Origin of the sequence: Pseudomonas sp. SID14000, assembly GCF_002165135.1 — a bacterium.
Lineage (GTDB): Bacteria > Pseudomonadota > Gammaproteobacteria > Pseudomonadales > Pseudomonadaceae > Aquipseudomonas.
Genome location: NZ_NFZQ01000021.1, coordinates 46922 through 58382 on the forward strand (window position 1 = coordinate 46922; position 11461 = coordinate 58382).

Consider the following 11461-nt stretch of genomic DNA (forward strand, 5'->3'; position numbering starts at 1 on the left):
AATGGGCTCAGGAGGCAGGGGCGTTCTGTTCCAGCTGCTGGCGCCGTTGCTGCTGCTGACGCTGCAGAATGTAGCGGGCCAGCAGTTGCCGTTGGGCGTCGGTCATGTCGATGAATTCGGTGCCGACCTCGAAACCGCCCTCCGGGTGCGGGCCGCAATGGGTGACCTTGCCGCGCAGCAGCAGGCCATGGGCGCGCGGCATCAGCACCATCTTCACCTTCACCCGGGTACCGGGGGCAACCGCTGTGGCTTGCGTGAATTCGATGCCACCCTCGGAAATGACCACCGGCTGGGGCTGGCCGACTTCGCCGATCAGGGTCTGGGCAACCACCGCGCTAAGCAGGTCGAGGCGTTTGTTCTGCGCGCGCAGGAAGGCGGCGAGGGTGCGGTCCTTTTCGCTCAGCTGGCGCAGCAGGTGTTGTGACTCGAAGTCGGACAGGTGCAGCTCGCTGAGCAGGTTGAACAGTGGCGAATCATCTTGCAACACATCTGGGTCAAGGACTTCGGCCGCACTGAGGGGGCTGATTTGAAGTGCGATCCGATCTTCGATGCGGTAGTATTCGCGGCGATCTTCTTCGTCTAATGTCGTCATGGCGAACCCAAGGTAGCGGCGGTGGTCCGAGTGTAAAGCCGCCGTAGGCGCCTCGCCACAAGGACGTTCCCTTTCATCCGAACAAGCCCCGACATGTTCAGACCTCTTTTCGCATTCATCGGCACGCGTTATACCCGTGCCAAACGTCGCAATCACTTCGTCTCGTTCATTTCCCTGACCTCGATGATCGGCCTCGCCCTGGGCGTGGTGGTGATGATCGTGGTGCTGTCGGTCATGAACGGTTTCGACCACGAGATGCGTACCCGCGTGTTGGGCATGATCCCCCATGCCACACTGGAGAGCGGCCAGCCCATTGCCGACTGGCCGGCCCTTGCCCAACAAGTAAAGCAGAATCCGCAGGTGGTGGCGGTTGCGCCCTTCACCCAGATGCAGGGCCTGCTGACCCATGAAGGCAAGGTGCAGAAGGTGCTGCTCAACGGCATCGACCCGGCCCGCGAGCGCGAGGTGTCGATCATCGACAAGTTCGTCCTGCAAGGCCACCTCGACCAGCTGGCGCCGGGCGAGTGGGGCATCATGATCGGCGACAAGGCCGCGGCCAAGCTGGGCGTGGCCATCGGCGACAAGCTCACCTTCGTCGCCCCCGAGGTCAGTGTGACCCCCGCCGGCATGTTCCCGCGCATGAAGCGCTTCACCGTGGTCGGCACCTTCCACGTGGGCGCTGGCGAGATCGACGGCTACCTGGGCCTGACCAACATCAGCGACCTGTCCCGCCTGCACCGCTGGAAGCCCGACCAGGTCCAGGGCCTGCGCCTGAAGTTCGACGACCTGTTCCAGGCGCCGCGAGTGGCCTGGGACATCGCCCAGCGCCTGGGTGACCAGGAGTTCTACAGCCGCGACTGGACCCGTACCCACGGCAACCTGTACCAGGCGATCCGCATGGAAAAGGCCATGATTGGCCTGCTGTTGCTGCTGATCGTGGCGGTGGCGGCGTTCAACATCATTTCCACACTGGTGATGGTGGTCAACGACAAGCGTGGCGACATCGCCATCCTGCGTACCCTGGGTGCCACGCCCGGGCAGATCATGCTCATCTTCATGGTCCAGGGCACGGTGATCGGGGTGATCGGTACCCTGATCGGTGCCGTGGTCGGGATCGTCGCCGCGCTGAACGTCAGTGCGGTGATCGCTGGCATCGAGAAACTGATCGGGCACAAGTTCCTCAACGCCGATGTGTACTTCATCGATTACCTGCCGTCGCAGATCCAGGCCCAGGACGTGTACATGGTCTGTGGCGCGGCGCTGGTCCTGAGTTTCTTCGCCACCCTGTATCCGGCCTGGCGTGCGGCCCGCACCCAGCCTGCAGAGGCGCTACGTTATGAGTGAGTCGCGCATGAGTGATAAAGCCGTTCTGAGTTGCCGCAACCTGGGCAAGTCCTACGACGAGGGCCCGGAGTCGGTGCAGGTGCTGTCCGGGCTCAACCTCGAGCTGCACGCCGGTGAGCGGGTAGCCATCGTTGGTAGTTCCGGCTCGGGCAAGAGCACCCTGCTCAATCTGTTGGGCGGCCTCGACCGGCCTACCCAGGGCAGCGTCTGGCTGGCCGGCGAGGAGCTGTCGGCACTCGGCGAGCGTGCCCGTGGCCTGCTGCGTAACCGCGAGCTGGGGTTTGTCTACCAGTTCCACCACCTGCTGCCGGAATTCACTGCCATCGAGAACGTGTGCATGCCGTTGCTGATCGGCCGCACGCCCATCCCCGAGGCTCGCGAGCGTGCCGAGGCGCTGCTCAAGCGCGTGGGCCTGGCCCACCGCTTCAACCACAAGCCGGCCGAGCTGTCCGGTGGCGAGCGTCAGCGGGTAGCGATTGCCCGGGCACTGGTCAACCGCCCCGGCCTGGTAATGCTCGACGAGCCGACCGGCAACCTCGACCATCACACGGCCCAGGGCATCCAGGAATTGATGCAGGAACTGTCCAGCGCGTCGCGCACGGCGTTCCTGGTGGTCACCCATGACCTCAACCTGGCGCGCCAGATGGACCGTGTATTGAAGCTCGATGACGGCCACCTGGTGGCTATCTGATCGACTGCACGGGGTGGCCGGTGCCGCCCCGTTTTCCTGTTTTCATTGGGTGTTTCCGTACATGTTCAGACCCTTGCCCATCTTCATCGGCGCGCGCTACACCCGAGCCAAGCGCCGCAACCACTTCATCTCGTTCATCTCGATGACCTCGATGATCGGCCTGTCGCTGGGCGTGCTGGCGATGATCGTGGTGCTGTCGGTGATGAACGGCTTCCAGCGCGAAATGAGCTCGCGCATCCTCGGCCTGGTGCCGCATGCCGCCATCCTCGGCGTTCAGCCGCTGGACGACTGGCGCAAGGTGGCCGACGCGGCCATGCGGGACCCGGCGGTGATGGCGGTGGCGCCGATTACCGAAATGGAGGGCATGCTGTCCTACAAGGGCGCGATGCAACCGATCCAGGTCGGCGGCATCGACCCGGCCGAAGAGGGCAAGGTCTCGATCGTCGGGCAGCACATCGTTCAGGGCCGTCTGCAGGACTTGCAGCCGGGCGAGTTCGGCGTGGTCATCGGTGAGCTGACTGCGCGGCGCTTCCGCCTGAACACCGGCGACAAACTGACCCTGATCGTGCCGGAAATCAGCAAGGAGCCGGGTGGCATCACTCCGCGCATGCAGCGCCTGACCGTGGTCGGCATCTTCAAGGTCGGCGCCGAGCTGGATGGCTCGCAGGCTTACATTCACGTGGCCGATGCTGGCGCCATGCAGCGCTGGGCGCCGGGCCAGGTGCAGGGCGTGCGCCTGAAACTGCACGACCTGTATGCCGCGCCGCAGGTGTCCAAGGCCATCGCTGCCGGGCTGGGCGATGCCTACCGCGCCGATGACTGGTCGCATACCCAGGGCAGCCTGTTCAGCGCCATGAAGATGGAAAAGACCATGATCGGCCTACTGCTGATGATGATCATCGCGGTGGCAGCGTTCAACATCATCGCCACCCTGGTGATGGTGGTTAACGACAAGGGGCCGGACATCGCCATCCTGCGCACCCTGGGCGCCACGCCTGCGCAGATCATGGGCACGTTCATGGTCCAGGGCAGCCTGATCGGTATTGTCGGGACGCTGATCGGTGGCGTGCTGGGGGTGATTGCAGCGTTCAACGTCAGCCAGATTGTCGGCTGGCTGGAGCGGGTGAGCGGGCAGCACATCTTTACTTCGGATGTGTACTTCGTCAGCAGCTTGCCGTCGCAGCTGCAGTGGGGCGATGTGGTGATCATCTGCACTGCCGGGTTGGTGATGAGCTTCCTGGCGACCATTTACCCGGCTTATCGGGCATCGCAGGTGCAGCCGGCGATTGGCCTGGCAGTTTGATGTTTACCTGAGAGTCTGGGGGCGCTTTGCGCCCCTTTCGCGACACAAGGCCGCTCCCACAAGGATCGCGAATTGGCCAAGCTGACGCGATCCCTGTGGGAGCGGCCTTGTGTCGCGATGGGCTGCGTAGCAGCCCCAATTTCACCGATCCTGAGTGAACTCGATCAAAAACCGCGTCCACCCATCCTCGCATTGCGCCCGAATGCTCCCGCCATGGGCCTGCACGATCGACCGGGTAATCGCCAACCCCAACCCGGCATGCTCGCTACTGCCTTCCCGCCGCGCCGGGTCAACCCGGTAGAAACGGTCGAACAACCGCGGTAACGCAGCCGGTTCGATAGCCGCCCCGGTATTGGCCACGCCAATCCTCGGCCCTGGCCCCAAGGTCACCCGTATCTGCCCACCCGCCGGGGTAAAGCGCAAGGCATTGTCCAGCAGGTTGGACAGCGCCCGACGCAGCATATGCCGGTCGCCCTGCAACAGCGCCTCACCCTCGCGCAGCAGCTGTACGCCGCTGTCCTCTGCCAGCGGCGCGTAGTACTCCAGCAGCGCATCCACCTCTTCATGCAGCACCAGCTTTGCCTGCCCCGGTACCAGCAGGCCATGGTCGGCCTTGGCCAGGAACAGCATGTCGTTGATCATCTGCGCCATCCCTTGCAGCTCCTCGAGGTTGCCATGCAGGGCCTCGCGGTACTCTTCGAGGCTGCGCGGGCGGGTGAGGGTGACCTGGGTGTGGGTCAGCAGGTTGGACAGCGGCGTGCGCAGTTCGTGGGCGATATCGGCAGAGAATGCCGACAGCCGCTGGAAGGCATCGTCCAGGCGCTGCAGCATGGCGTTCATGGCTGTCGCCAGCTCGGCCAGCTCTTCGGGCATCTGTGCCACCGGCAGGCGGGTGGTGAGCGAGCGCGCCGATACGCTGGCGGCCACCTGGCCCATCTGCCGCAACGGGCGCAGCCCGCGGCGTGCGGCCCAGGCACCGAGCAGCGCGGTGGCCAGGGCCGACAGGCCGACCGTCAGCCAGATCAGCCGTTGCATGCCCTGCAGGAAGTGTTGGTGGTGAGTGATGTCGAGGTACAGGGTCAGTTGTGGCGACTGCGGGGCGCCTTGGGTCAGGTGCACGGCCAGGCTGCGGTAGTCGGTGCCTTGCGCATGCAGGGTTGCCAGCCCCTCGGGCAGGGGTGGCTGGGGCAGGCCTGTGCGGCTTTCGAACCAGGTGGTGCCGTCGCTGCCGTTGATGCGCAGGGCCAGGTCGGCCTGGTGGCCCAGTTCATCGCGCAGCTCGGGCAGGCGCGCGTGCAGCTCGGCCGGAGTGGTAATGCCGGCCAGTTGGGTACGGAACAGCGACAGGCGCGATTCCAGCAGTTGCTGGTCCAGTTCGACGAAGTGCTGCTCGCTCGCCCGGCTGAATATGAGGCCGGCGCCGAGCGAGACTGCGGCGGTGCAGGCGGCGAACAGCAGGGCCAGGCGCCTGCCGAGAGAGACCCGGCGCATCACTCTGCGCGCTCTTCGAGTACATAGCCCATGCCGCGTACGGTGTGGATCAGCTTGTTGGGGTGCGGGTCGTCGATCTTCAGGCGCAGGCGGCGGATCGCCACTTCGATCACATTGGTGTCGCTGTCAAAGTTCATGTCCCACACCTGCGAGGCTATCAGCGATTTGGGCAGCACCTCGCCCTGGCGGCGCAGCAGCAGTTCAAGCAGGGCGAACTCCTTGGCGGTCAGGTCGATGCGCTGGCCGGCGCGATCGGCGCGGCGGCGGATCAGGTCCAGGCGCAGGTCGGCCAGGCCCAGGGTGGTGTCCTGGCTGGGGCTGGTGCCCCGGCGCAGCAGGCTGCGCACCCGGGCCAGCAGTTCGGAGAAGGCGAACGGTTTGACCAGGTAATCATCGGCGCCCAGCTCCAGGCCGTGCACCCGGTCTTCCACAGCATCGCGGGCGGTGAGGAACAGCACCGGGGTGTCCAGGCCAGCCTGGCGCACGGCCTGGAGGATCTGCCAGCCGTCACGGCCGGGCAGCATTACATCGAGAATCAGTAGGTCGTGGTCGCCGGTCAGGGCGAGGAACTGGCCAGTCTCGCCATCAGTGGCCAGCTCGGTGGCGAAGCCGGCCTCGTTCAGGCCCTGGCTCAGGTACTGGCCGGTGCGGGCCTGGTCTTCGACGATCAGCAGTTTCATTGGATGAATTGACTCCAGCAAGCGGCACAAAGCCCTGTGGGAGCGGGTTTACCCGCGAAGCATTCAACACGGTGCATGGCACCGGCTTTGCCGGTGTTCGCGGGTGAACCCGCTCCCACAGGGATTGGGTGATACTGAGATGATACGTGACGATGCACCCGCTCGCCCCAAACTGACGAAGTTGTAATCCCGCTGACGTGCGCTCCAAGGCCGGGCGCAAAACCGGTAGACTAGGGGCAATTTCGAACCTTCAGGTCAGTTTCCATGCATCCCGCTGCCGAACACTCCCCGCTGGGCAAGTCCAGCGAATACATTGCTACCTACTCCCCGGAGCTACTGTTCCCGATTCCGCGTACCGCCAAGTGGGCCGAGCTGGGCGTTACCGCCCAGACCTTGCCTTGGCAGGGTGTGGATTACTGGAACTGCTTCGAGCTGAGCTGGCTGCTGCCGTCGGGCAAGCCGGTAGTGGCAATCGGCGAGTTCGCCATCCCCGCCGATTCACCGAACATCATTGAGTCCAAGTCGTTCAAGCTGTACCTGAACTCGCTGAACCAGACCGTGTTCGCCTCGCTCGGCGAGCTGCAGGCGTGTCTGGAGAAAGACCTGTCCGCTGCTGCCGGCAAGCCGGTTGGCGTGAAGGTGCGCACCCTGGCCGAGGTCGAGGCCGAAGGCGTGGTGGCCTTGCCGGGGCAATGCATCGATGTGCTGGACGTTGCCATCAGCAACTACGAACAGCCGCAGCCAGAGCTGCTGCACTGCAACCCGGAGCGGCTGGTGGAAGAAACCCTGCACAGCCACCTGCTGAAATCCAACTGCCCGGTGACCGGCCAGCCAGACTGGGGCAGCGTGGTGATCGAGTACAAGGGCAGGGCGCTGGACCATGCCAGCCTGCTGACCTACCTGATCAGCTTCCGCCAGCATGCCGACTTCCATGAGCAGTGCGTGGAGCGTATCTACCTGGACTTGAAGAACCTGCTGCAGCCGGAGCATTTGACGGTGTATGCGCGCTATGTGCGTCGGGGTGGGCTGGATATCAACCCGTACCGTAGCACTGGGGCGATCAGCCCGGAGAACCAGCGACTGGTTCGGCAGTAAGTCCAAGTACGCCGGGGGCCGCCTTGCGGCCCATTCGCAGCACAAGGCTGCTCCTACAGGGAAACGCATGACCCCTGTAGGAGCAGCCTTGTGCTGCGAATGGGCTGCGAAGCAGCCCTTGGCTTTTCAGATCCCCATGCTATGCAGCGAGTTGGCAATGCTGCGCAGGGTGGCGGTAAGGTCGGGGTGGTCGGCCTCGAAGCGTTCTATCGCCAGGTTCACGCCGTCCACCAGGTTATGGTCTGGCGTGGCTTCCTCAAGCTTCAGTTGCGCCTCGATCTGGCGCGCTTCTTCGTGCAGCGCGGCCAGTTCCTCGTCCGAAAGCGGCACGTTGCGTTCCAGTTGCTCGCGCAAGCTGTTCAGGCGCTCTTGCAATTCGCGGGCAGGCATTGGCAGTTCTCCATCAATGGCTTGGCAAACCATGGACCTCAGCGAAGCGGCAAAGGTCCTGGCCTGTTTTCAGCGTAATCCACCTGCCGTTGCTTTGCATGATCCGCGTCAAAGGTGCTGTATCAGGGTTTTTCGCCCTTGCGCCGGCGCCGGGCGATGTCCTGCAGGCAGGTGTCCAGCGCTTCCAGGTGGTCGATCACCGAATGTACGCCCAGGTTGAACAGTTCCAGCGTCGCCTTGCCACGGGCCAGCTCCTGTTCCTGCGGGGTCATGGCTTGCCATCGCCGCGAGCTGCGGTCGCACAACGGGCTGCAGGCGGCCAGCCCCACCGTCCATAACCCCGCATTGAGGCCGGATTGCAGCAGACGTGGGTCGCCGCTGACCAGCACACAGCCGTCCAGGCGTTCGCTGTCCAGTGTCATCAGGGCCTGCCAGCAGGCGTTCGGCGCCGGCCAGCGCACGCCGTTCACCGAATGCCCCGGCAGCCAGGCGGGCAGTACATGAGCCAGGCGCTTGCTTTGGGTGGGGTTGAGGTCATCCAGCCAGATGCACGGCACCTGGCGTTGACGCAGGCTGGCGAGGGTAGCCAGGGCGCCGGGGGCAGGCGAGGGGGTGCCATTGACGGCTTGCACCAGGCAGCCGCGCAAGCCGAACAGCACAGCGGTGAAGTCGGGTGCAGCGTCCATGGCAACTTCCCTCAAATAGTCCGCAGGCTATTCGGCGATTGTTACCGCGCTGTGACAACGGGCGCCGCGCAACAGTTGTTCACAAATTATTGAACAGAGATGTGTAAGGCTGTTTATCAGCCCGCAAGCCTCTATACTGCCGCCGTACAGCAGCGCGACCCGTTTGCGCTTGCGGCCGAGAAATTCGATGGAGAAACATCTATGCGTAGGATCGGTGCCAGTGTGATCGAACGAGTCACCCAGGCCTGTGTCTGTGCCAGCATGCTGCTGGCGCCCGTGGCAGCCCAGGCAGCCACCGAGGAAGATCCCTGGGAAGCGGTCAACCGGCCGATCTTCCGTTTCAACGATACCCTCGATACCTATGCCCTCAAGCCATTGGCCAAGGGTTACCAGGCGGTCACCCCGCAGTTCCTCGAAGATGGCATCCACAACATCTTCCGCAACCTGGGTGACGTGACCAACCTGGCCAACAACCTGCTGCAGTTCAAGCCCCATGCGGCGGGCGTGGACACGGCGCGGCTGATCGTCAACACCACCTTCGGCCTGGGCGGCTTCTTCGACGTGGGCACCAGGATGGGCCTGCAGCGCAGCGACGAGGACTTCGGCCAGACCCTCGGCTACTGGGGCGTGCCGAGTGGCCCGTACGTGGTCATCCCGCTGCTGGGCCCAAGCACCGTGCGTGACGGCTTGGCCAAGTACCCGGATACCTATACCAAACCCTACCGCTACATCGACCATGTGCCGACGCGCAATTCGATCTTCGCCCTGGATATCATCGACACCCGCGCGGACCTGCTGTCGGCCGAGAAGCTAATCCAGGGGGACAAATACATCTTCATTCGCAACGCCTACCTGCAGAACCGCGAGTTCAAGGTCAAGGATGGCGAGGTTGAAGACGACTTCTGATCTGTGAATGTGGGGCTGCTTTGCAGCCCTTCGCGGGCTCGCCCGCTCCCACAGAGGTAGCGTGATGCGAATGGATTTGCGGTCCTTTTGGGAGCGGGCAAGCCAGGGCGTCGAACCGCCGCGAAGGGCCGCAAGGTGGTCAATCGGGTTGCGCTGGTCGACTTTCTTATAACTCCCGGTGATTTGCCCTGTTAAAGTGCGGCGAGGTCGACCCTTGCATGCTTGAAACGCTTGCCGGATGGGAGTACCGTCTGCGCCTTACAAGGTACCTCTGACAGTTGCCGGGCAGGTGTTCTTGTCCTACAACTCAAGTAGAGTGTGATCATAAAGAATTCCCGTAGCTGGCCGTCTGCCTTGCCGACACCGCTGCACCAACCCAAATCGGCGCCGTTCGCCCACATGCAGAAAACCAGTGCAACGCTGCTGATCATCGATGACGACGACGTGGTCCGTGCAAGCCTCGCCGCCTATCTTGAAGACAGTGGCTTCAGCGTCCTCCAGGCCGGCAATGGCCAGCAGGGGCTTCAGGTCTTCGAAGAACACCAGCCCGACCTCGTGATCTGCGATCTGCGCATGCCGCAGATGGGCGGCCTCGAACTGATTCGCCAGGTCAGCGAGCGCGCCCCGCAGTTGCCGGTGATCGTGGTGTCCGGTGCCGGCGTCATGAGCGATGCGGTGGAAGCGTTGCGCCTGGGCGCCGCCGACTACCTGATCAAGCCGCTGGAAGACCTGGCCGTGCTCGAGCATTCGGTGCGCCGTGCCCTCGACCGTTCGCGCCTGGTGCTGGAAAACCAGCGCTACCGCGACAAGCTCGAGGCCGCCAATCGCGAACTGGAGGCCAGTCTGCACCTGCTGCAGGAGGACCAGACCGCCGGTCGCCAGGTGCAGATGAACATGCTGCCGGAAAGTCCTTGGGTGGCCGGCGAGTTTGCCTTCGAGCACCAGATTATCCCGTCGCTGTACCTGTCGGGTGATTTTGCCGATTACTTCCGTGTGGACGAACGGCGTATCGCTTTCTATCTCGCCGATGTCTCCGGGCATGGCGCGTCGTCAGCGTTCGTCACTGTGCTGCTGAAGTTCATGACCACACGGCTGTTGTTCGAATTCAAGCGCGGCAGCAAGATGCGCGAGTTCAAGCCCTCACAGGTGCTCAGCCACATCAACCGTGGGTTGATCAACTGCAAGCTGGGCAAACACGTGACCATGGTTGGCGGGGTGATCGACGAAGACACAGGCCTGCTGACCTACGCCGTTGGCGGCCATCTGCCGCTTCCGGTGCTGCACACCCCCGAGCACACCCGCTACCTGGAAGGCCGCGGCCTACCGGTGGGGCTTTTCGATGAGGCTACCTACCAGGACCTGGTGGTGGAGCTGCCGCCGCAGTTCAGCCTCAGCCTGATGTCCGATGGCATTCTGGACCTTTTGCCGGGTGACACGCTCAAAGATAAAGAAGCCGCCCTGCCGGAGATTGTCAGGGCAGCAGGTGGCAGCCTGGATGGGCTGCGTCAACGATTTGGATTGGCTACGCTTGGGGAGATGCCGGATGATATCGCCCTATTGGTGTTGAGCAGGAACCTTCAATGAGTACCGGTAGAATCCAGTTCGCCGAGCAGAGCGGTACCTTCGTCCTGAAATTCGTCGGTGAAGTGCGTCTGACCCTGTGTTCGGCGCTGGATGCGACGATCGAGAAGATTTTCACCGCGTTGAACTTCTCGGCGATTGTCATCGACCTGACTGAAACCGAGAGCATCGACAGCACAACCCTGGGCCTGCTGGCCAAACTGTCGATCCTGTCGCGCCAGAAGGTGGGCCTGCTGCCGACCGTGGTCACCACCAACCCGGACATTTCCCGGTTGTTGCAGTCGATGGGCTTCGATCAGGTGTTCAACATCGTCGATCGCCCGATTCCGTGCCCGGAATGCCTGACCGACCTGCCGTCGCAGGACCAGAACGAAGACGTGGTGCGCTCCAAGGTGCTGGAGGCGCACAAGATCCTCATGGGCCTGAACGACTCCAACCGCGAAGCGTTCCATGACCTGGTCAATGCGCTGGAGCGGACCTGATCTTCAGCCTGTCCCGGCCTCTTCGCGGGTGAACCCGCTCCCACAGGATCACCACAGGTTTCGAATGCAGCGCAGTACCTGTAGGAGCGGGTTTGAACTGGCCTAATGATCCCGGACACCTCTTAAGGGCGATATGATTCGCCCAATCAGGAGGTTCCATGCAAGAACGAAAGACCTACACCCGCGAGTTCAAGCAACGTGCTGCCAGCATGGTTCTTGA

12 protein-coding genes are annotated in these 11461 nt (G+C 63.3%); 7 read left to right on the forward strand and 5 right to left on the reverse strand.

The window, feature by feature from the left end; translation table 11 throughout:
* Positions 1 to 7: 7 nt before the first annotated feature.
* Complete coding sequence (locus CAY82_RS23615; RefSeq protein ID WP_087503306.1) at positions 8 to 592, reverse strand: PilZ domain-containing protein; 585 nt, start codon at positions 590 to 592, stop codon at positions 8 to 10.
* 93 nt (positions 593 to 685) lie between these two features.
* On the opposite strand from CAY82_RS23615, the gene CAY82_RS23620 reads away from it, so the two are divergent.
* The 3 genes from CAY82_RS23620 to CAY82_RS23630 all read left to right on the forward strand — a co-directional run bounded on the left by CAY82_RS23620 (position 686) and on the right by CAY82_RS23630 (position 3930).
* Positions 686 to 1936: a lipoprotein-releasing ABC transporter permease subunit gene (locus CAY82_RS23620; RefSeq protein ID WP_087503307.1), complete on the forward strand. Its 1251-nt coding sequence runs from the start codon at positions 686 to 688 to the stop codon at positions 1934 to 1936.
* A 7-nt stretch (positions 1937 to 1943) separates the two neighbouring features.
* The gene (gene lolD / locus CAY82_RS23625; RefSeq protein ID WP_169774647.1) at positions 1944 to 2627 is read left to right on the forward strand and encodes a lipoprotein-releasing ABC transporter ATP-binding protein LolD; all 684 of its coding nucleotides are present in this window, start codon (positions 1944 to 1946) and stop codon (positions 2625 to 2627) included.
* Between the two features lie 61 nt (positions 2628 to 2688).
* Positions 2689 to 3930 (forward strand): lipoprotein-releasing ABC transporter permease subunit, encoded by a 1242-nt coding sequence (locus tag CAY82_RS23630; RefSeq protein ID WP_087503316.1) that lies wholly within the window; start codon positions 2689 to 2691, stop codon positions 3928 to 3930.
* 141 nt (positions 3931 to 4071) lie between these two features.
* Here the strand turns inward: CAY82_RS23630 and CAY82_RS23635 are convergent, their stop codons facing one another.
* Entirely contained in the window at positions 4072 to 5424 is a 1353-nt protein-coding gene (locus CAY82_RS23635; protein ID WP_087503308.1) for a heavy metal sensor histidine kinase, read from the reverse strand.
* Positions 5421 to 6101 (reverse strand): two-component system response regulator CinR, encoded by a 681-nt coding sequence (gene cinR / locus CAY82_RS23640; RefSeq protein WP_087503309.1) that lies wholly within the window; start codon positions 6099 to 6101, stop codon positions 5421 to 5423. Before cinR ends, CAY82_RS23635 begins: the two co-directional genes overlap by 4 nt.
* A 264-nt stretch (positions 6102 to 6365) precedes the next feature.
* Between cinR and queF the strand changes: the two genes are divergently transcribed.
* A complete protein-coding gene (queF, locus tag CAY82_RS23645) occupies positions 6366 to 7196 on the forward strand; it encodes an NADPH-dependent 7-cyano-7-deazaguanine reductase QueF (protein WP_087503310.1) in 831 nt (276 codons plus the stop codon).
* A 126-nt stretch (positions 7197 to 7322) separates the two neighbouring features.
* Here queF and CAY82_RS23650 read toward each other — a convergent pair whose 3' ends face one another.
* Together CAY82_RS23650 and CAY82_RS23655 are read right to left on the reverse strand one after the other, a co-directional pair.
* Positions 7323 to 7586, reverse strand: coding sequence for a DUF4404 family protein (locus CAY82_RS23650; protein ID WP_087503311.1), 264 nt, complete (start codon positions 7584 to 7586; stop codon positions 7323 to 7325).
* A 122-nt stretch (positions 7587 to 7708) separates the two neighbouring features.
* Positions 7709 to 8272 carry a phosphonoacetaldehyde phosphonohydrolase-related protein gene (locus CAY82_RS23655; RefSeq protein ID WP_087503312.1) on the reverse strand — a complete coding sequence of 188 codons (564 nt, stop codon included), beginning with the start codon at positions 8270 to 8272 and terminating at the stop codon, positions 7709 to 7711.
* A gap of 201 nt (positions 8273 to 8473) precedes the next feature.
* On the opposite strand from CAY82_RS23655, the gene CAY82_RS23660 reads away from it, so the two are divergent.
* The 3 genes from CAY82_RS23660 to rssC all read left to right on the forward strand — a co-directional run bounded on the left by CAY82_RS23660 (position 8474) and on the right by rssC (position 11241).
* Positions 8474 to 9178: a VacJ family lipoprotein gene (locus CAY82_RS23660; protein ID WP_087503313.1), complete on the forward strand. Its 705-nt coding sequence runs from the start codon at positions 8474 to 8476 to the stop codon at positions 9176 to 9178.
* Positions 9179 to 9577: 399 nt separating this feature from the next.
* The gene (rssB, locus tag CAY82_RS23665) at positions 9578 to 10762 is read left to right on the forward strand and encodes a two-component system response regulator RssB (RefSeq protein WP_063914082.1); all 1185 of its coding nucleotides are present in this window, start codon (positions 9578 to 9580) and stop codon (positions 10760 to 10762) included.
* Complete coding sequence (gene rssC / locus CAY82_RS23670) at positions 10759 to 11241, forward strand: anti-sigma factor antagonist RssC (protein ID WP_013971741.1); 483 nt, start codon at positions 10759 to 10761, stop codon at positions 11239 to 11241. The genes rssB and rssC overlap by 4 nt, the downstream gene beginning before the upstream one ends.
* Positions 11242 to 11461: the final 220 nt, after the last annotated feature.

Excerpts from the sequence above, each read along its gene's own strand:
- CAY82_RS23615 (WP_087503306.1), bottom strand. The coding sequence starts at position 592 with ATGACGACATTAGACGAAGAAGATCGCCGCGAATACTACCGCATCGAA.
- CAY82_RS23620 (WP_087503307.1), top strand. The coding sequence starts at position 686 with ATGTTCAGACCTCTTTTCGCATTCATCGGCACGCGTTATACCCGTGCC.
- lolD (WP_169774647.1), top strand. The coding sequence starts at position 1,944 with ATGAGTGATAAAGCCGTTCTGAGTTGCCGCAACCTGGGCAAGTCCTAC.
- CAY82_RS23630 (WP_087503316.1), top strand. The coding sequence starts at position 2,689 with ATGTTCAGACCCTTGCCCATCTTCATCGGCGCGCGCTACACCCGAGCC.
- cinR (WP_087503309.1), bottom strand. The coding sequence starts at position 6,101 with ATGAAACTGCTGATCGTCGAAGACCAGGCCCGCACCGGCCAGTACCTG.
- queF (WP_087503310.1), top strand. The coding sequence starts at position 6,366 with ATGCATCCCGCTGCCGAACACTCCCCGCTGGGCAAGTCCAGCGAATAC.
- CAY82_RS23650 (WP_087503311.1), bottom strand. The coding sequence starts at position 7,586 with ATGCCTGCCCGCGAATTGCAAGAGCGCCTGAACAGCTTGCGCGAGCAA.
- CAY82_RS23655 (WP_087503312.1), bottom strand. The coding sequence starts at position 8,272 with ATGGACGCTGCACCCGACTTCACCGCTGTGCTGTTCGGCTTGCGCGGC.
- CAY82_RS23660 (WP_087503313.1), top strand. The coding sequence starts at position 8,474 with ATGCGTAGGATCGGTGCCAGTGTGATCGAACGAGTCACCCAGGCCTGT.
- rssB (WP_063914082.1), top strand. The coding sequence starts at position 9,578 with ATGCAGAAAACCAGTGCAACGCTGCTGATCATCGATGACGACGACGTG.
- rssC (WP_013971741.1), top strand. The coding sequence starts at position 10,759 with ATGAGTACCGGTAGAATCCAGTTCGCCGAGCAGAGCGGTACCTTCGTC.